Consider the following 19,716-nt stretch of genomic DNA (forward strand, 5'->3'; position numbering starts at 1 on the left):
ATCTTACTGCCGGCGAGGACCCAGCATAAGGATGGTCATCATTGCACTCACGCACGCCATCGCTATCAGCGCGACGACGCCAGAAGCGTTGACCTCTTGCTCTGCCCGAAATGGGACGACGTGTTTTGCGGGCAAGGCGTTGTGGATCACAGGATCCAGATCGGACCTGCTGCCCTTTCGAATGGAATAGGCGCGAGTGAATTCCGCGCCGAGAAGGAAAATTTCCGACGAGTAGTAGACCCAGAGTAGCATGACGAGCAGCCCACCGGCGGCCCCATATGAGGACGCGATGGCGCTGGTGCCGATATACCAGCCGATAAGTGATTTTCCGAGCGTGAACAGCGCAGCGGTCATCACGGCACCAATCCCGACATCGCGCCATTCGAGGGTTCGATCGGGCAAGACTTTGTAGATGGCAGCGAACATCAATGAGATCAGGACAAACGAAATAGCCGCGTTGATCACACCGAGAACGACTGTGCCGAACGGCAGGTAAGCGTTGATGATGTTACCCAGCGCCGAGATCACCGCGCTCGCTACGAGAGATACGAGCAGCATGAAACCGAGTGCAGCGACCAAACCCAGACTCGCTGCACGTGCCCGCACCAGACGCGACAACGAACTCCCCTGCGGTTCGACCTTCCATATCGTGTTCAGCGACTGCTGCATTTCGCCAAAGACGCCAGAAGCGGTCACGAACAAGGCAACCATGCCAATGACGGTCGCCCAGGTCCCGGAGGATTTACTGGATGCGCTCTCGAGCGCGGTCTGAAGGAGACCCGCGCTTTCCGGCCCCATCAGACCCGAGATCTGGGCAGACAAAGCCAATTGTGCGGCATCATGACCGAAAGCGAGACCTGCGATTGCGACCACAATCAGCAAGATTGGCGCCAGCGATGTGGTGGCATAAAAAGCCATTGCCGCACCATGACTAAGTGCATTGTCGTTGACAAAGCCAACCACACTTTCTCGAAGCAAGCCCCATGCATCCGTAATCGCGCGTCGCATTTTGAGTCCGCAGGCAGTGAGCCGCAACCGTGTCCACTAGCAATGCGCCAGAACTTCCGATGTTCCGGTTACCGCGTCAGGTCCGTGTCTCATCGCATTGAGGATATGATCAGAGACCCTGGTGCGGACGGTTCAGCCGTGGGCCAGGCGCCTGCGCCAATCACGTGGCATCTATGGCGGAGCCCAGGATTGCCATTTCCTGGGCTCTCACCGTCTAGAGGAGCGGCATGATTTGGTTTCGTGCTTTTCCCGGTCAGGGGCTAGACCATGGGTGGCTTGTCGGATAAGCGGCCGGGGCCAGTTTGGAATGGACGGGGTTGGCCCCCGCCCTTGCATGTGCCCGCAACTATACGCTCGACGATAGTGGCCGGGACGACGCTTTGACGCGAACCCTGGGTTTCTCCCGCCGCAGATGATTGCGAAGGAACCGAAGCTCCCTGTGCGTAGGTATGGATCGGATAGTCGCTGGTGCTGCGAGAAAGGATTGAACTCTAGCTTACATTAATAAAATCAATGACTTATCGGCCATTTTGTAACATTGTGACGACCGCCAGAATGACCGCGCATAACCTTCGAATCGATGGGCATGTTTGCCTCCATGAGGCGCTCTTTAACCTCTAGTAACGTCGGCTGAATAGAAGCTGGGCGCGCCGCCGACGTGCTCGTAGACTTCCGCGACATTGCCAGAGGTCACTGCTACGCCCGGAAGCACAATCCACGGCGGCACAGCATTGCCGGTCAGCCCGACAATCGCGGCCGCGGCAGCGATCTCCCCCTGTTCGAAAGGCCGTTGCGCCGCAACACCCTTGACGATCGTTCCTTCGCGAAGGGCCTCAGCGATCGCGCTACCGAGATCAACCGTGGTCATGACCGGGACCCGGGAGCGGCCAGAAAAAGCCGGCAGCGATGCAACTGCTGGCTCGTCCCAGACGACAAACAGTCCATCAAGATCAGGATTGGCATCAAGGTAGAGACCGACAGCGCTGCCGGCATTTGCTGGCACTTCGAATTTCAGCTGCGTCAGCGTGATGTCCGGGCGCTCGTGCCGCATCCACTTGCCGAATGCGATCTCACGCTGCGCCGTCGCGAAGAAGTCGACATTGTAGGCAGCCACGCAGACTGTGCCGTTCTGCCGGATGTGCGGAGAAATCAGACTGGCGGCGATCTGGCCAAGCCCGAAATTGTCGGACGATATGACGCTTACATAGTCGGTTTCTTGAAGCAGGCCGGAAGGCGCGTTGTCGAGCAGGACGAGCTTGATCCCGGCGACCGCCAGTTTGCGGAAAGCTGCGGCCACGGCCGTGCTTCCGACGGGGATGCTGATCACGGCATCCGGCTTCGATTGCACCAGCCGTTCGATCGCTGCGATCTGGGTGGCCGGGTCGTAGCCGCAATCGACGATGTCGACGACGACGGCGCCCGCCTGCTCCAAGCCTGCCTTGATGCCCGCGATCTGACGCTGCGCCCAGTCCGAAGCGGTCGTGTGCAGAACAATCGCCACGCGGAAGGCTCTTTCCCTGGCGCGCTCCAGCATGTCGGCAGACGGGCGCAGCAATTCGGGAGATGCCGGCCGTTCGCCATGTGGTCCCAGGCCTGCAACCAGCGGACGCGCAACAGACGAAACCGGCAACACACATCCGGGTGGCATTGCCGCATCAGCTCTCTGCATCCCGTTGCTCCTCCCACCCGCCACCTCTGCGGGCAGCTGTATTGAATCAAACCTACCGCAGGGGTTCGGGTTTGCAAGCGCCACGGCTGATCGCGGCGACTGAGCGACAGCCGGTTGGGCGGGCTGCAAGCTCAACCGCCTGTCGTCGCCGTCTTCTCGACAGCAGCCAGCAAGTTGGCAACCCCGGCGTGGGCAAGCGGCGTGCCCGATACGATCCATTCGCTGAGGAACGCGGGGGCGAACAGTTCGGTCACGGCGACAGATGCGGCGCCGACAAGTCCAGCCGACCGCCCCATGCGCGAATGGACAATACTGATATCGCGGCTGATGAGAGGCTGCGCGTGCCCGTAGATGCCCTCGCGGATCGCCGCCAGGCAGATGTCCCCCGTTTGGGACAGTTCCCCGCCGAGAACGATCATCGACGGATTGAGGATATTGGCCAGCGTCGCCAGGACTGTGCCGATCAGCCGTCCGGATTGCGCCAGCAGGTCGGCCGAGAACGGGTCGCCGAGGCGGGCCGCCGTGCCAATGTCGGCCGCCGTCACCGTCCCGGTCGCGGCGAGCGTTTCGCCGAGAAGACGGCTTCGCCCCTGTTCTGCCGCTAGTAGGCCGGCCTGGGCGATGGCATCGCAGCCGGCGACGGTTTGCAGGCAGCCAACATTGCCGCAACCGCAAATGCGCTTGTGCGGCTCGCCGGCGTAAACATGCCCTATCTGTCCCGCTATGCCTTGCGCGCCACGATGCAGGCGGCCGTCGACAACGATGCCGGCGGTGATATCTGAGCCAAGGTCGACATAGAGCAAGTCGCGGCTGGCTTCCGCCGACAGGGCGCTTAGTTCACCCATCGTTTCCATCTGCACGGCGCCCCGCACCCAGACTGGCGCTTGGAAACGATGTATCAAACGCTCCAGAAGCTTCGCCTCGTCCCAAGCAGGCATCGCACTAAGTTTAGGGATCGCCAGGCTTTTCGAGTCCTTCTGCTCGACCGACCCCGGCGCTCCCAGACCAATCGCCCACAGCGGAGCACCATCCTTGCCGAGCGACCAATTGAACAGCGCCTCGAGCCGATCGAACAGCGCCTGCGCTGGGGAAGCGGCGTCGAAATCTTCGTAGTGCTCAAGGATGAGCCGCCCGTCCAGATCGGCGAGACCAAGGCTGATGGTGTCGCCGTCGATGTTGGCAACCAGAATGCGCGCGGCCTCCGATCGAAACCGCACCAGACGCGGCGCACGCCCGCCTATGGAGCGCCCAACACCGCCTTCGTCGACAAGGCCGAAGGCAGCAAGCGTCGAGAGGCGGTCCGTGACCACGGCGCGGCCGAGCCGGGCTTCTCGTTCGAGGTCGAGGCGCGTGCAAGGTTCACTCGATCGCAGAATGTTGAGAAGCGAAACAAGACTCTGGCGTTCGGCTTCGAGGGCTTTGACGCGGTCCGTCGTCGCCGGAGAACCCGTCTCCCCGGATCGATCTGCATCCGCAACTGCGGTGCGTCCCAAGCCAGTCCTAGCCACAGCCGATCGCTCCTTCGTCGTCCAACATGGACGAGCGCTTTCAGAAGACGCAATGCCTAATTTTGTCGCTAACACAGAAAAGTAAATTGACTTTTGATTTTTATCAACTAAAGATCCGTTTCCAGATGCAAAAGCATATCGGGACGTGTCGGAGGAGACGCCATGACTGCTTGGAAGCTGGCCTATCACGCCAATTGCTGGGGTCCACTTGGGGGCGACGCCGTTGGCGTTACCTCAATCAACCGATTGGCCTACCGGACGTTCGGGGACATGGCCGTGGCCGCGCGCGATATTGCAGCAGCGGGCTATGATGGCATCGAGTTCTTCGACGGCAATGTAGTCGAAAGCGCAGGCGACGATTACGCCGCCATCCGCAATATCCTCGCCGACACCGGCCTGTCGCTGGTCTCGGTCTATGCCGGCGGCAACTTCATCTTCAAGGACATCCTTGACGAAGAACTGGCTCGCGTCGCCAAGGCGGCGGACGCAGCCCGTGCGCTCGGCGCCGAGCACCTGGTTGTTGGCGGCGGCGCGCGGCGCCACGACGGGACGCGGCTAAGCGACTACGATGCCTTGGCTTCGGCGCTCGACAAGGTGATGGCAATCGCTGCGGAGCACGGCCTGAAGGCTCACTACCACCCCCACCTGTCCACCATCGTCGAGAACCCCGACGAGGTGCGGACGATCTTCGGCAAGACCGCAATCGGGTTCTGTCCGGACACCGCGCATCTGGCCGCTGCCGGAGGCGACGTGGCAGCTATGGTGCGCGAGCACGCATCACGCATTTCCTATGTCCACCTCAAGGGCTGGCAGCGCGACCCGTTCGCCTTCGTGCCGGTCGGCCGGGGCGATTGCGACAACGGCGCCGTGATCCGGGCCTTGAAGGACATCCGTTACACGGGTTGGATCTGCAACGAACTCGACGCCTGGGCCGATCCTGCCGCCGGCGCGCGGGAAAGCCACGCCTTTGTGCAAGCGGAACTTGCGAAAGTCTGAAGTTACCGACCGGCATAGACGCCGGGAAGCGCCTGTAACTGCAACAACGAAAACCAAACAACATCAGGGAGGAAACACCATGCGCATGAAAACCTTGCTTCGGTCGACGGCAATCTGTCTGACGCTCGGCCTCGGCCTTGTCTCGAACGCCGCCTACGCCACTGACCCCGCCCAGGCGCTGACCGAGATCGGCCAGCATGTGATGAGCCTCGGACCGAACGGCGAGAAGCCGGAAGCCGCCTCGAGCGTCAAGCTTACCGATGAGGAACTGGCAAAGATCAAGGAGATGCATGCCAAGGCCGCCATAGTCATGCACTATGCCGGCAACGACTGGTCGCAGGCGCAGATCGAAGGCCTCAAAGCGCAGTTCGCCACCATGGGGATCGAAGTCGTCGCCGTTACCGACGCAGGCTTCAAGCCCGACAAGCAGGTGTCCGACCTCGAAACCGTAATGGCCCAGAAGCCCAATATCATCGTATCGATTCCGACCGACCCGGTCGCGACCGCAGCGGCCTACAAAGCGGCGGCCGACGCGGGCGCCAAGCTCGTGTTCATGGACAACGTGCCGAAAGGCTTTGTAGCCGGCAAGGACTACGTTAGCTCCGTCTCGGCTGACAACTACGGCAACGGCGTCGCCACAGCGCACCTGCTGGCGCAGGCACTTGGCGGCAAGGGCGATGTCGGACTGATCTTCCATGCAGCCGATTTTTTCGTCACCAAGCAGCGCTACGACGCCGTCAAGAAGACGCTGGCCGAGAACTATCCGGACATCCACGTCGTCGCCGAGCAAGGCATCGGCGGTCCCGACTTCTCAGGCGATGCCGAGAAGGCGGCAGGCGCCCTGCTCGTCGCCCATCCCAGCATCAAGGGCATCTGGGCGGTGTGGGATGTGCCCGCGGAAGGCGTCATCTCCGCCGCCCTCACCAATGGCCGGGACGACCTGGTGATCGTCAATTGCGACCTCGGCGAAAACGTCGCCATCAACATGGCGAGCGACGGTCCGGTAAAGGGCCTGTCAGCGCAGCGGCCCTACGACCAGGGCGTGACCGAGGCAATGCTGGCCGGCTACGGCCTGCTCGGCAAGCAGGCGCCGGCCTATGTCGCGCTGCCGGCACTGCCGGTAACCAAGGCCAATCTCGCCGATGCCTGGCAGCAGGTCTACCACAAGCCGGTCACCGACAAGATCAAGCAAAGCATGCAGTAGACTTCGCACACAGGTCCTCCCGGTGGCGATGGTTCGGCCGAGTTCGAGCAGAAGCGCAGCGTTTCTGTCCGACAGGCCGAACCATTCCCCCCACCCGACGCAACCGTTGTTTTGCCCTAGGTGTTGTCATGAACACTGCCAACGCAGCCGAAGCCGTCCGAATGCGAAATGTCAGCATGCGTTTCGGCGGTGTCCGGGCGCTCGACGACGTTCATCTCGAGGTTAGCCCGGGCGAAGTGCACGCACTGCTCGGTGAGAACGGCGCCGGCAAGTCGACAATCCTGAAAATTCTCCGCGGCGTGCAGCCGCCAACCTCGGGCACGGTTGAGATCGGCGGCGTGCCGCTGGCCACCTTCACCGCTGAGGCCGCGCGCAATGCCGGTGTCGCTATGGCGTTCCAGGAAATGAGCCTGATTCCGACGCTGACGGTGGCGCAGAACGTCTTTCTCAACCGTGAGATCAGGACCAGCGCCGGGCTCATCGACGACAGAGCCGCGGTGGCCGAATCGCGAAAGCTTTTTGCGCGCATGGGCGTCGAGATCGACCCCAGCGCCAAGGTCTCCGACATTCCGGCTGGACACCGACAGCTCACCGAGATCGTCAAGGCGACCTCGCAACCGTGCAAGGTTTTGGTGCTTGACGAGCCAACCACAGCACTGTCGCAGAACGAGGTCGAGCGGCTGTTCGACTATGTGCGCCAGCTTCGCGGCCAGGGCGTCGCCATCGTCTATGTCTCGCACCGTATGGACGAGATCTTCCGCATCGCCGACCGCGCTACCATCTTGCGCGACGGCAAGCACATCATCACCGCGCCGATGTCAGATTTCACGCTGGAATCGATGATCGCCCATATCATCGGCCGACGCTCTCGCGGCTTCTCCGACGTGGTGCGCGAGACGGCGACGATCGGCGAAGTGCTGCTCGAAACACGCGGCCTTTCGGGCTCCGGCAAGCCTATCGGTATCGATCTGACGCTTCGCCGCGGTGAAGTAGTCGGCGTCGCTGGCCTGCTGGGCAGTGGCCGCTCGTCGTTGGCGCGCGTGCTGGCCGGGGTCCAGCCGATGACTAGTGGCGAGATCCGGATCAAAGGCAAGGTGGTTTCGATCGCCAGGCCGCGAGATGCCATCGACGCCGGCATTGCGCTGGTGCCGGAAGATCGCGCACGGCAGGGGTTCGTCGCCTTCCATTCAGTGGAAAGCAACATCGACCTGCCCAACCTTGATCGCCTTTCGACTAAGACATGGGTCGATCGCACCAAGTCGGCGGCACTGGCCGAAAGCTCGATCCAGCGCCTGCGCATCAAGACCGACTCGCGCAAGGCGACCATCAGGACACTGTCGGGCGGGAATGCGCAGAAGGTGGTCATCGCCAAATGGCTGGCGACCGAACCGGAGGTGCTGATCCTCGACGAACCAACCGCCGGCATCGACATCGGTTCGAAATCGGAGATCGTGACACTCATCCGCAACCTCGCCAAATCCGGCAAGGCAATCCTGGTGCTGTCGTCGGAGCTGCAGGAACTGCTCGCCGCTTGCGATCGCATCCTAGTGATGTCGGAAGGCCGCATCGTGCGCGACATCGCCCGTCACGACCTCGATGACGCCACCAAGGCGGACTCGATCGACAGCCTTCAGCACGCCGAACAGAAACTCAACAAATTCATGCAGGAAGCCCGCGGAGGAACCATCCAATGACCGACACGGCCGCATCAGCCAGCAAATTCTCGGCACTGGCCAACTGGCGTGAATACATCATCTATATCGGTTTCCTGGTGATCTTCCTCGTCTTTGCCGCGACGCTGGGCGACAGGGGCTTTCTCGACCCCAACAACCTGTTGAACATTATCCGTCAGACCGCGATCATCGCCGTGGTCTCGGTGACTATGACCTTTGTGCTCAGCACTGGCGAGATCGACCTTTCGGTCGGTGCTGTTGCGGGCCTCGCGTCCGTCGCCACGGCAATGGGCATCGACCAGTTCGGCATCGCCGGCGGCATCCTTTACGGCTTGGGCACCGGCGTTGTCGTCGGCGCCGTCAATGGCTGGCTGACCACCGGCATCGGCATTCCTTCGTTCCTCACCACCCTTGCCATGATGGGCATCGCACGCGGCGTCGCCATGTGGATCAGCGGCACCGCGGCGATCCCCATCCTTAGCAAGCCCTACGCGGCAATCTTCGGCGCCGGTAACCTCGGCCCGATACCTAGCCTGCTGATCTGGGTGGCAATCATCGGCATCGCCGGCCACATCGTGCTTCGCCGCACCACGTTCGGACGACGCGTGCTGGCCACCGGCGGCAACGAGACATCGGCACGCTACTCCGGGGTCAACACCGCCTCTATAAAATTCCGCGTGCTGATGCTGTCGTCCGTGGCGGCCGCCTTGGCCGGCATGCTCTATGCGGGCCGTCTCCATTCCGGCCGCTTCCAGTTCGGCGAAGGCGACGAGCTTTCGGTGATCGCCGCAGCCGTGCTTGGCGGCACCAGCCTGTTCGGTGGTGCCGGCACAGTGGTCGGCTCTATCATGGGCGCGCTGATGATCGGTCTGATCAACAACGGCCTCGTGCTGATGGGACTGGAATTCAGCCAGCAGCTGATCGCTCGCGGCGCCATCATCATCATTGCAGTCGCCATCAGCCAAACGCGCAAGCGTTAGAGGGACCGCAGGAGACCACAGGCTGGGCGTTGCCAGGCATCAGGCTTGTGGTGCGCAGGCCCGACGCGTCGACCCGAAAAGATAGTTGCAGCAAGGGACATGCCATGTCTGACACCTTCTTCAATCCGCATCAGCGCGCCACCGTGGAGGCCGCGATGGCCCGCATCATTCCAACCGACGATACGCCGGGCGCACGCGAAGCCGGCTGCGTGGACTTCCTCGACCGCTATCTCTCCGGTATCGGCTACATCTTCGCCAAGCCCGACGGCTCCGGCTTCGAAGTTCTCGAAGGCGCATCGGCCAAGGCCTGGATGCAGCGCATCGAAATCATGCGCGAACGCTATGTCGCCGGACTGCTCGACCTCGACGCCAGCGCCCACGAGAGATTTTCGGCCGACTTCGTCGCGCTGGCGCCACAGCAGCAGGATGATATCCTCCACGAGTTGGAGCAGGCCGGCACGGGTGCGCCGACGACGCTCGCCGTCAACGACGCGCTCGCCGGTCCGGTTTCGCCCCAACCCGCGCTGCAGCAGACCTCAACGGAGGTCGATCTCGATTTCCTGCCGTTGCTGGTCACCCACACCCGCCAGGGCTTTTATGCCGACCCCGTCTATGGCGGTAACAGGGACCGGATCGGCTGGGAGGTGATCGGTTTTCCCGGCCCCGCCTCGCTGAAGGATGTCCACACCGGCCGCTACACCACGCTGCAGTATTTCGCCGAAGGCGAAGCGGACAAGGTCAGGGAGTTCCACGATGGCCTATAAGATCAAACCCGCGAGAACCGACGTCGTGATCATTGGCGCCGGCGCGTCCGGCGCCGCCGCCGCAAAGGTGCTTTGCGAAGCCGGCATCAAGGTCGTGGCGCTCGAAAAGGGGCCGTGGCGGAAGAAGGAGAGCTTTGGCGGTGACGAGCTCGCCAACATCAATCGCTACAATCTGTGGCCGGACCCGATCCTCAATCCGCGCACATGGCGCGAGACCGCCTCAGACGACGCGCGTTCCGAAATGTTCTGCCCGGTGCCGCAGATGGTTGGCGGCGGCACCGTCCACTGGCAGGGCTGGTTGCCGCGCTTCACCGAGAACGATTTCCGCCTGCGCACCGTGGCCGGCGACCTGCCGGGCACCAGCCTTGCCGACTGGCCGATCACCTACGACGAGCTCGAGCCTTACTATCTCAAGGTTGAATGGGCATTTGGCGTGTCCGGCCAGCCCGGCGCCAACAAATTCGAGTCGCACCGCTCGGGCGGCTATCCGTGTCCGCCAATGCCGATGTCGCGCTATGCACAGAAGTTCATCAAGGGCTGCAACGCGCTTGGTTGGAACGCCTTCCCGACGCCGCAGGCCGCCTTGTCGCGCCCTTTCAACGGTCGCAAGGCGACGGTGGTCAGCGCTTTTGCACAGCAGCACGGGGACCCGACCGGAACGCGCTCGTCGGCGCTCAACGTCTTCATCCCGGACGCCGTTGCAACCGGAAATTTCGAGCTGCGGCCGGACTGCGTGGTTCGCGAACTCACTCTGGACGGCCAAGGCAACATCAAGGCAGCGATTTACCAGGACGCCGACGGCGACACGATAGAGCAGGAGGCTGATCTCTTCATCCTTGCCTGCGGCGCGATGGAAACCGCACGCCTGATGCTGCTGTCGAAGTCCGGACGCTTCCCGACCGGCGTAGCCAATGGCAGCGACATGGTCGGGCGCAACGTCACCTTTCACGAATATTCGGCTGCGGTCGGCACCTATAACGATCCGGTCTATGCCTGGGCCGGCGGCGGCTATGTCAGCGCTTCGACCTTCCAACATTACGAGCACGACGCATCGCGCGGCTTCGTCTCAGGTGGGCACATCGCGGTGGCGGGCGTCGGCATCCCGCTGCCGATCAACTGGCGCATGCCGGGCACGCCATCCTGGGGCGCTGAGGCCAAGAAGAACGACCGCGACCACTTCAGCCATTCGCTGGCGATTGCCATGGTGCTGCACGACATGCCCCAGCACGACAATCGCATAGACCTCGACGAAACGGTGGTCGACGCCTGGGGACTGCCGGTCGCGCGCGTGACACTGAAGCCGCACCAGAACGATCTCGACCAGGGACGCTACCTGATCGATCGCGGTGCAGACATTCTGGAGGCCAGCGGCGCTTTGACCATCCGCAAGGTCTATGCCGACCGCGTCACCGGCAATTGCTCGCACCAGCATGGCACGGCGCGGATGGGCGATGACGGGGCGACCTCGGTGCTCAACAGATGGTGCCGGGCGCACGAAGTCGAGAACCTCTACGCAGTGGACGGATCGCCTTTCCCGACCGGCACAGGCGCCAACCCGACACTGACCATCATGGCCAATGCCTGGCGCGTCGCCGACAAGATCATCGCCGAACGGGGCGCGGCTGCGTGATGGCCGGCGGGAGGCCGCCAAGGTCTGCCGCCCGCCACGTCTCAGGTCGACCGCAGCAATGGAGAGCGCCATGAGCGGCAACCGTTTCGCTGGAAGGCGTGGCCGCATCCGTCTGGGGATGATAGGCGGCGGCGAAGGAGCCTTCATCGGCGCGGTGCATCGCATTGCCGCCCGGCTCGACGACCGCTACGACCTGGTCGCGGGAGCCTTGTCCTCGGACGCGGGGCGCGCGGCACGATCCGCAGCGCTACTCGGTCTCGACCCGACCCGCAGCTATGCCGATTTCACTGACATGGCGCACAGCGAGGCCTCCCGCCCCGACGGCATCGAAGCGGTCTCGATTGTCACCCCCAATCACATGCACGCGCCGGCCATCCGCGCCTTTCTCGATGCCGGTATCCATGTCATTTGTGACAAGCCGCTGACGACGACGCTGGCCGAGGCGCTGTCGTTGCGGGAGGTGGCGCGGGTTTCTGGCCTGGTCGTGGCGCTGACCCACACCTATACCGGTTATCCCATGCTTCGGCAGGCCCGCGCCATGGTCCGAAACGGCGACCTGGGCGACATCCGCATCGTCCAGGTCGAATACGCGCAGGACTGGCTGGCGACGAAACTCGAGGACGGCGGCAGCAAGCAGGCCGAGTGGCGCTCGGATCCAGCACGCTCGGGGGCGGGCGGCTCAATTGGCGACGTTGGCACCCATGCTTTCAATCTTGCCGGTTTCGTCACCGGGCTCGAGCCTGACGCATTATGTGCCGAGCTTACCACCTTCGTGGCAGGACGGCGGCTTGACGACAACGCCCAGATAATGCTGCGCTATGAAAACGGCGCGCGCGGCAGTCTCTGGTGCAGCCAGGTCGCCATCGGCAACGAGAATGAGGTCAGTCTTCGCGTCTATGGCTCGAAGGGTGCGTTGGAATGGACGCAGCGCGACGCGAACCAGCTGGTCTGGTCGCCGCTCGGCCAGAACCGGCAAATCATTACCCGCAACGGCGCCGGCGCGGATGAATCAAACAGACGTGCCTCGCGCGTTCCGGCTGGCCATCCTGAAGGTTACCTGGAAGCTTTCGCCACCCTCTATCAGGAAGTCGCCGAGACGATTGTCGCCTTGCGCCAGGGTAGGCCGCTTGCGCCCGAAACGCTGTTCCCAACCGTCGACGACGGCGTCAAGGGCTTGGCTTTCATCGACGCCGCGATTCGTTCGTCGATTGCAGGAGGCGTCTGGACAAGATTGTGATGATTGCCCTGCGGATCACGGTCGATCAGCGCAGCGATGCAAGAAAGGATTGATCTTTGGCTTAGGCTCAGGACCTATTAAATCGCTTGCGTGGATATCGATCAGTTGATTCAGTGGCGGCGCAAGGAGATGCTGTCATGGGTGATTTGATCTGGCTGTCGGAAGCGCAGATGCGCCGCATCGAGCCATATTTTCCGCTGTCCCACGGAGTGCCTCGTGTCGATGATCGTCGGATCATCAGTGGGATCATCTTCGTGATCAGGAACGGCTTGCGGTGGCGGGACGCGCCTACGGAGTATGGCCCACCAAAAACGATCTACAATCGCTTCATTCGCTGGAGCAGGCTGGGCGTGTTCAACAAGATTTTCGCGGCGCTCGCGGCGAAGGGCGGGAAGCCCGACCATCTGATGATCGATGCGACCCACTTGAAAGCCCACCGGACAGCAGCAAGTCTGCTCAAAAAGGGGCTGTTCCCCGACGTATCGGACGTACCAAAGGCGGCCTGAACTCGAAGCTACATGCCGTCTGCGACGGCAAAGGCAGACCGCTGGTGATGCTGTTGAGCGAGGGGCAGATGAGCGACTACAAAGGCGCTGCCCTCATGATCGATGCTTTGCCCAGGGCCAAAGCCTTGCTCGCAGACAGGGGCTATGACGCCGACTGGTTCCGCGCTGCTCTCGCAGAGCGCAAGATCACCGCCTGCATCCCGTCAAAGGTCAACCGAAAGGTGCCGATCCCCCACGACGCCGCACTCTATGGCCAGCGCCACAAGATTGAGAACATGTTCGGCAGGCTCAAGGATTGGCGGCGCATTCACACCCGCTATGACCGCTGTGCGCACACCTTCATGTCTGCCATCTGCATCGCAGCCACCGTCATTTTCTGGCTCAATCAATGAGTCCTGAGCCTAGTTCGATCAAATCAAATAGTTAGATTTCTCTTTGCAACATTGTGACGGACCGAACAATGACCAGCCAAACATCTCTGATCGAATCCGGTGGAATGCCCGCACGCACTCGTGCGGGCTCGGGGCGAGCTTAAGCGAAACGGAAAACCCGCTCGGCGGCCTCGAGCAGGCCGTCGGCGATTTGGTTCTCCCCCGCCGTAAAGACAAACGCGGGGAACTGTTCCGCGCCGTCCGGCCCGTTTGTCCTTAATACGCGGCTTCGATCTAGATTGAGATGCCACCCGTGCTTCGCAGCGGCCAAAATTACAGCACGCACGCTTCCGAACATTGCGAGTCGGCCTGTGAGAAAGAGCTTGGCTTCGCGAGAACCCCAACCGTGAGGTGGAAGTCGACAGCATCCCATGAGGTTGGGCGCTTCCGTTTCCGGAATCTTGGTGGCGCCAGAAGGCATCCGGATAGATGGACCGCGGTATCCCTAGGACTTCATGTTTGGGGCATTTTGCCCGTGTGAGGATGTTGGTTGGTTCCTGGGGATTCGGATTGGCAGATCCTCAGGATATTAACCCCGCAGGAATTGGAATGCACCATTAGCTTAGAGCGTTCCGGACGCGATCGGTCGTCTGGTAGGCAACCAAGGACAGCCCAGAACACCGGTCTAAAAGGAATCAATGTTCACTCCTGCCGGTGCATTCGCACCTTGCCCCATGTGCGGAACTTCTTGCATGATCTACCAGAAACGGGCGGCTGATGGCTTTTATTTTCTACGACACCGAGACCACCGGCGCTGACAGATGCTTCGATCAGATACTGCAGTTCGCAGCGGCTCTGACCGATGATGATCTGAACGTCATCGACAGTTTCGAGATACGTTGCAGGCTGCTCCCACACATCGTCCCATCGCCAGGCGCCATGGTCGTCGCTGGTGTGCGTGTCGATCAGCTGTTCGATTTGCAGATCCCGTCGCACTACGAGATGTGCAGGCGAATTCATGAGGTCTTGACGGCTTGGTCTCCCGCGACCGTGGTCGGCTATAGCTCGATCAGTTTTGATGATGAGCTGCTTCGGCGGGCCTTCTATTCGAGCCTCCTACCGATCTACCTGACCAACACCGGCGGCAATTCGCGATTGGACATCTTGCCGCTTGCGATTGCTGCGCACACCTTCGCGCCGGAACGCTTCAATTGGCGTGTCAATGAGAGGGACGGACAAGCTCCAAGCCCGATCGCGTTGCGCGGCCAATTGCTTTGAGCACAACATCGCCCATGATCCCTCGGCCGGCGCTCATGCCACCATCCAAATTGCCGGCCTGATCAAGGAGCGAGTGCCTGTTGGCAATCCTTAGCATTCCGATCGAGGACCTAAGCGACCCGGTTCTAGCGAACCGTTTTCATCCCATCTCTCGTTTCAGCGTAATGTTGAAAATTGCTTTTTTGTTGAAATTCCCTTGACGAATTTCAGCTGATAAGGCAATTTCAGCAAATGTTGAAATTGCCAAATTTGGTGAACGACCCTGAAGTCCACGCCATCGAAGCGGTCAGTGCGCTTCTGAAAAACGTGCCCGCCATTCAGGTCGGAAAGGTCGAGAGGGTGTCGCCACGGCATCCGGACTTCGACATCCTTGTCGAATTCACCATCGGCGGACAACAACGTCGGTTGGCCTGCACGGTCAAATCCATCGGACAGCCACGCCATGCTCGAGCCGCCATCCTTCAGTTAAAAAGCGCGGCGGATCAATTCCGCCCGCCAGCCACACCGGTTTTCGTCGCTCCATACCTTTCGCAGGAGACACGGGCGCTTTGCCGTGAGCACGGCGTAGGCTTTCTCGACTTCGTAGGGAATGCGAGGCTCGCATTCGACACCGTCTTCATCGAGCGACAGGTCGATACCAAGCCGGCCGCCGTCCAGCGGGGCCTCAAGTCGGTCTTCAAGCCCAAGTCGGCGCAAATCCTTCGTGCGCTCCTTCGCAACCCCGATCGCGCATGGCGCGTCGCCGATCTCGCGCAGGCGTCTGATGTAAGTATCGGCCTCGTCAGCAACGTTCGCACCGAGCTGGTCGATCGTGAGTGGGCAGAAATCACCGACGATGGCCTACGCTTGTCGCATCCAGGCGCGCTTCTGGACGCTTGGCGCGAGGTCTACGAAGCGCCCGCTGGCGAGCGTCGCAGCTTCTACACGACGCTCCATGGCCAATTCCTCGAGGGGGCGGCGCGCGGAGTTCTGAGTGTGGCGCCAGATGCTCCTCGAGCCGTGTTTGCTTCTTTTTCGGCGGCTCATTGGCTGGCGCCATACGGACGCGTTCCCACCCAGTATTTCTATGCAGACGTCGCGGCGCTTGAGCGTCTGCACGATGCTCTCAAGCTATCTCCCGCTTCGTCAGGGGCCAACGTCGTGATTACGATTCCGAAAGAGGCAGGTGTGTTTCATGACACCGTTGAGCCTTCCTCAGGAGCCATCTGCACTAGCCCCGTGCAAACCTACCTCGATCTTGCTATCGCCGGAGAAAGAGGAGCGGAAGCAGCAGAACATCTAAAAAGGGAGCTCCTCACTTGGCAAAAGTAATCCTGCCGGAGCCGCAATCCGCTGCAGACTACGAAGATCGCACGACGAAAGCCGTGAAGGGTGTGCTTATCGAGATCGGCCAGATCCTCGGCACGTTCAAGGGCAAGTTCGCCGTCATCGGCGGCGCGGTGCCATGGTTGCTTCTCAACAATGAGGACATGCCCCACGTTGGGACGCTCGATGTCGACCTTAGCCTCGATGCAGAAGCCCTCGGCGACGGGGAATATGTGAACCTGGTAGATGCTTTGATGGCGCAAGGCTACAAGCAGCGTGAGGGACTACGGCGCTTCCAGCTCATCCGCGAAGTCCCCGTCGACGATGGAGGCCAGCCCATCGGCATTGTCGTCGATTTCCTGATGCCTCGTCACGCCGAAATCGTGAAGAACGACCCGCCAATCATTAGCGATTTTGCAGTTCAACGAGCGGACGGCGCGGACCTCGCCCTGCGCTTTTATCAGCTCGTCGCTATATCCGGAAACATGCCGGAAGGCGGAACCAATCGTGTCGAGATCGCGGTCTGCTCGATCCCAGCTTTGCTGGCCATGAAAGGCTACGCGCTCAATGGTCGCCACAAGCAGAAGGACGCCTACGACATCTACTATTGCATCCGAAACTATCCTGGAGGGATAGAGGCCTTATCAGAGGCCTGCAGGCCATTGCTCGATCACAAGAGCGGCGCTCAGGGTTATCAATACATCGCCGACAAGTTCGATGCGCTGGATGGTTATGGAGCAACAGGCGTTCGCAAGTTCGTCGCCGAAACCGACATCCTTGATGGCCGTTCAGAAGAGCAGTGGCAACAAGACGCCTTTGGTCAGGTCGACGACTGGCTACGGGCCCTTGGACTGCGAAAATGACGACGTGATCGTGCGGCCTGAAACCTACGTGTCGGACTCTGGTTTCCAATTTGGCTTCCGTGAATGCCCTTATCACCGCCGGCGCTGCGGCTCTTCAGTCCTCCGGTTGTCGCATGCGACGCCGCTTTTCATTCAGCCGCTTCTCAGGCGGCCAAGCCGTGATGATGTGCTTGCCGTCAGATAGAATATAGATCCGTTCTCCTAACCGATCGATTTTAACCGAGTAGATAGATACCCTTTTCGATCGCTTCTCGATTACCTTGGCATAGCCCGTCTTGATGTCCCGAACCATGTCCGAGAACTCTCCGGGCCCAAGAACGATCCCGTAGCGGATGAGTAGCTGACGATGAAAATGCCAGTGCTTTTCCGGGATCGAAGCGCCGAGCCATCGTGGATTGAGATATGGCTTCTTGCTCATCGGCAATTGCTCGATTTCTGGAGCACCTGCCGAAGCAGCTGCACTCGTTCCAACGTCGGAGCTGGGTCGGTTTCGCCGCTCACGATTCTGATGAATTCAATCCATGCGGATTCATTTGGCGTGATGGCGCTCTCTGCAGTGCGCCTTCGGTGGATGACAACGGAGATTTCGCAGTCGGCTTCCGTCATTTGCCGAAGATCCCGCGGAGAGCAGCCCTCGACCTCGATGTCAGGCTCGGATCCGAATAGTCTGACGCTTTGCGGATCTCCTCCAGCCAGGCTGTCTCGTTTTCGGTAACGAGGGTCCCGAAGATCTTACGGATGGCCAACTCCGTCGTGTCTCCGCCTAGCTGCTCGACTGCCATCATGAAAAGCAAGGCGGGATCACACTCAAGTGCTTTTGCCAGGGCCGGGACGCGATCGAGCGGTAGCTTGCTGTTGCCGGCCTTGATGTTGGTGAGCATGTTATGTTGAGCGAAGCCGGCCTCGCTTGAGATTAGCGACTGAGTCTTGCGTGACTTCAGCTCTAGAATTCGTTTCTCGACAAATTTAGCTAGCCTTGTTTCGGAATAGGGCCTACTTATTGACTGCTTTGCCATCGATCTTTCCTTCAAAATCACAACGCAGCGCGCTGATTGATTTGAGTTATAGCGAGAGACTGATGGTTTATGTTGTTGCATGCACGGCGAAATGATTGGGTTTTTCGTTTGCCTCTCTCGTTGCCCTTAGCCGTTGTGCACTGTCGCGCGAGAACTGCAAGCACGAGTCCTCGGCCGTCGATTAGAACTATGACGACAAATCGTAGTGCGGGAATTTTTCCAGCGCGGCCTTCTTTGCGGCGATGCTCACGTCGCCATAGCTATCGCCAGCGGTTCGTCCTGCGTGGCCCTGGATCGCATCCAGCGTCCTACTGGATACTCCATGCTCCAGCCCAACCGTTTTGAAACGATGCCGCCAGCCATGGTTCGGGCTCACGCTTTCGGGGATGACATCCAGGGACTGGAGCCACTGGCTCACGCGGCCAGCGACGGTGCGCGCCGCTGAGATCCCATCTTTGCGGTTTGTATGAAACAGTGGCCCTTCCGGAGCGGCATCGACGAAACCCATGAAGCCCATTTCGATTAACTGCAGGTGCAGCGGCACGTCCCGGTATCCACCTGCCTTTACCGTGCCAGCATCTGGGGTGATCCGCATGACGTAGGTCTCACCTTCCTTGCGGAAGTCTTGCTTTCGGAGCTGGGTGATTTCGGCAATGCGCGCACCGGTGAAAGCACACAACAACGGAGACCATCTCTTCGCCGCCGTTGTCTGTGGCGCTTCAGTGGTTCGGGGGTTGTCAGTTTTGGCTGGAACGTAGTCTAGGGCTTTCCGGAGAATCGCAATCGCTTCGGGCAGCGTAAAACCCTTCTCACGGCTGAGGGGCTTTTTCGGCGCGTCCTGCCGAACCCGCTCGGCGACATTCGATGCCAGGCGGTCGTTATTCACAGCCCAGGACAGGACAGTGCGCACCGACGCCAGGTCAACGTCAGCAACCGTCTTTGCAGACAGTGTCTTCAGCCGCGCATCGCGCCATTCCAAGAGATTCTGCTTTGTGAGGCGTCTGGCATCATCATGGCCGATGAATTTGGCAAGGTTGGCAAACACCGGCGTCCAGCGCCTATCGGCCTCCCTGCCCTTTCCAACTGCCTTGCGTGACTTGATATAATCCACCAGCAATCCCTTCAGCGGAACGGGCGGCAGTTCATCCTCAATCGGGTTCGTCTCGGCGATGAGGGGGTGGGTCGGCTTGCCTGTGAAATCGCCCTCATCCCTTTCGGCGACACGGGATAGGGCCTCGTATTCGGAAATGCAGATTGCACGCCCCAGTGCACGCCATTCATCGGTTCCAAACTCGGCGGTCGTGTTTCCTATTTCCCGAAAACGGTCGATACGATGTTCGACCAGTTCAGCAAGATCCCTGTCGTTTAGTTGGCCGGCCATTCCCCGTCGCAATTGTGCGACAGCGCCATCGTCAATAGAGCTGGAGGCCCATTGCGGACCGGCATTCCTGAGCCTCTCATCTTGCGCGAGGCGATCGTTGTAATTGCGCAGGGCGATCTGGTCCAACGTCAAGGGATAGCGGCCGAGAACCTGGGCCCGATTCCCCGCCGCGGCTGCACGTCGCTCGCCCAGCGCCATTTGATGCTGAAGGGCAGCGACAGCGCCTGGCAGTGCCTTCAGTGCCGTTCTGTAGTCAGGTCCAAGGGCTGTTCGCAGCTCTGTCTTGCCGTTCATGAAAGCCCGAAGGTCCTTCGGGACTACAAGCCG

General features: G+C 60.8%; 17 protein-coding genes. 11 read left to right on the top strand and 6 right to left on the bottom strand.

Going from position 1 to position 19,716, the window contains the following annotated elements; genetic code table 11:
* Positions 1-3: 3 nt before the first annotated feature.
* The 3 genes from DBIPINDM_RS11035 to DBIPINDM_RS11045 all read right to left on the bottom strand — a co-directional run bounded on the left by DBIPINDM_RS11035 (position 4) and on the right by DBIPINDM_RS11045 (position 4,374).
* Complete coding sequence (locus DBIPINDM_RS11035) at positions 4-1,008, bottom strand: YihY/virulence factor BrkB family protein (RefSeq protein WP_258585745.1); 1,005 nt, start codon at positions 1,006-1,008, stop codon at positions 4-6.
* Between the two features lie 610 nt (positions 1,009-1,618).
* Positions 1,619-2,542 carry a substrate-binding domain-containing protein gene (locus DBIPINDM_RS11040; protein ID WP_258585746.1) on the bottom strand — a complete coding sequence of 308 codons (924 nt, stop codon included), beginning with the start codon at positions 2,540-2,542 and terminating at the stop codon, positions 1,619-1,621.
* A gap of 266 nt (positions 2,543-2,808) precedes the next feature.
* Positions 2,809-4,374 carry an ROK family transcriptional regulator gene (locus DBIPINDM_RS11045; RefSeq protein WP_258585747.1) on the bottom strand — a complete coding sequence of 522 codons (1,566 nt, stop codon included), beginning with the start codon at positions 4,372-4,374 and terminating at the stop codon, positions 2,809-2,811.
* On the opposite strand from DBIPINDM_RS11045, the gene DBIPINDM_RS11050 reads away from it, so the two are divergent.
* From DBIPINDM_RS11050 to DBIPINDM_RS11100, 11 genes are all read left to right on the top strand, one after another.
* A complete protein-coding gene (locus tag DBIPINDM_RS11050; RefSeq protein ID WP_258585748.1) occupies positions 4,348-5,181 on the top strand; it encodes a sugar phosphate isomerase/epimerase family protein in 834 nt (277 codons plus the stop codon). The two genes, DBIPINDM_RS11045 and DBIPINDM_RS11050, sit on opposite strands and share 27 nt — an antisense overlap.
* A 79-nt stretch (positions 5,182-5,260) precedes the next feature.
* Positions 5,261-6,385 carry a substrate-binding domain-containing protein gene (locus DBIPINDM_RS11055; protein WP_258585749.1) on the top strand — a complete coding sequence of 375 codons (1,125 nt, stop codon included), beginning with the start codon at positions 5,261-5,263 and terminating at the stop codon, positions 6,383-6,385.
* Positions 6,386-6,546: 161 nt separating this feature from the next.
* Entirely contained in the window at positions 6,547-8,079 is a 1,533-nt protein-coding gene (locus DBIPINDM_RS11060) for a sugar ABC transporter ATP-binding protein (RefSeq protein WP_258585750.1), read from the top strand.
* The gene (locus DBIPINDM_RS11065) at positions 8,076-9,038 is read left to right on the top strand and encodes an ABC transporter permease (RefSeq protein WP_258585751.1); all 963 of its coding nucleotides are present in this window, start codon (positions 8,076-8,078) and stop codon (positions 9,036-9,038) included. The genes DBIPINDM_RS11060 and DBIPINDM_RS11065 overlap by 4 nt, the downstream gene beginning before the upstream one ends.
* A 104-nt stretch (positions 9,039-9,142) precedes the next feature.
* Positions 9,143-9,802: a gluconate 2-dehydrogenase subunit 3 family protein gene (locus tag DBIPINDM_RS11070; RefSeq protein ID WP_258585752.1), complete on the top strand. Its 660-nt coding sequence runs from the start codon at positions 9,143-9,145 to the stop codon at positions 9,800-9,802.
* Positions 9,792-11,432, top strand: a complete 1,641-nt coding sequence (locus tag DBIPINDM_RS11075; protein ID WP_258585753.1) for a GMC family oxidoreductase — start codon at positions 9,792-9,794, stop codon at positions 11,430-11,432. Before DBIPINDM_RS11070 ends, DBIPINDM_RS11075 begins: the two co-directional genes overlap by 11 nt.
* A gap of 70 nt (positions 11,433-11,502) precedes the next feature.
* Positions 11,503-12,669: a Gfo/Idh/MocA family protein gene (locus DBIPINDM_RS11080; RefSeq protein WP_258585754.1), complete on the top strand. Its 1,167-nt coding sequence runs from the start codon at positions 11,503-11,505 to the stop codon at positions 12,667-12,669.
* A 137-nt stretch (positions 12,670-12,806) separates the two neighbouring features.
* A protein-coding gene (locus DBIPINDM_RS11085; RefSeq protein WP_258585755.1) for an IS5 family transposase occupies positions 12,807-13,567 on the top strand; the annotation gives its coding sequence in 2 pieces (ribosomal slippage) (positions 12,807-13,140 and positions 13,140-13,567; 762 coding nt in all).
* Positions 13,568-14,323: 756 nt separating this feature from the next.
* Entirely contained in the window at positions 14,324-14,824 is a 501-nt protein-coding gene (locus DBIPINDM_RS11090; RefSeq protein WP_258585756.1) for an exonuclease domain-containing protein, read from the top strand.
* Between the two features lie 231 nt (positions 14,825-15,055).
* Complete coding sequence (locus DBIPINDM_RS11095) at positions 15,056-16,135, top strand: type IV toxin-antitoxin system AbiEi family antitoxin (RefSeq protein WP_258585757.1); 1,080 nt, start codon at positions 15,056-15,058, stop codon at positions 16,133-16,135.
* On the top strand, positions 16,123-16,992 hold the full coding sequence (locus tag DBIPINDM_RS11100; RefSeq protein WP_258585758.1) for a nucleotidyl transferase AbiEii/AbiGii toxin family protein: 870 nt from the start codon (positions 16,123-16,125) through the stop codon (positions 16,990-16,992). The genes DBIPINDM_RS11095 and DBIPINDM_RS11100 overlap by 13 nt, the downstream gene beginning before the upstream one ends.
* A 94-nt stretch (positions 16,993-17,086) precedes the next feature.
* Here DBIPINDM_RS11100 and DBIPINDM_RS11105 read toward each other — a convergent pair whose 3' ends face one another.
* The 3 genes from DBIPINDM_RS11105 to DBIPINDM_RS11115 all read right to left on the bottom strand — a co-directional run bounded on the left by DBIPINDM_RS11105 (position 17,087) and on the right by DBIPINDM_RS11115 (position 19,683).
* The gene (locus tag DBIPINDM_RS11105; protein ID WP_258585759.1) at positions 17,087-17,410 is read right to left on the bottom strand and encodes a hypothetical protein; all 324 of its coding nucleotides are present in this window, start codon (positions 17,408-17,410) and stop codon (positions 17,087-17,089) included.
* A gap of 184 nt (positions 17,411-17,594) precedes the next feature.
* Positions 17,595-18,008, bottom strand: coding sequence for an XRE family transcriptional regulator (locus DBIPINDM_RS11110; protein ID WP_258585760.1), 414 nt, complete (start codon positions 18,006-18,008; stop codon positions 17,595-17,597).
* Between the two features lie 187 nt (positions 18,009-18,195).
* On the bottom strand, positions 18,196-19,683 hold the full coding sequence (locus DBIPINDM_RS11115; RefSeq protein ID WP_258585761.1) for a tyrosine-type recombinase/integrase: 1,488 nt from the start codon (positions 19,681-19,683) through the stop codon (positions 18,196-18,198).
* Between the last annotated feature and the right edge of the window lie 33 nt (positions 19,684-19,716).

This window comes from Mesorhizobium sp. AR02, from assembly GCF_024746835.1.
Lineage (GTDB): Bacteria > Pseudomonadota > Alphaproteobacteria > Rhizobiales > Rhizobiaceae > Mesorhizobium.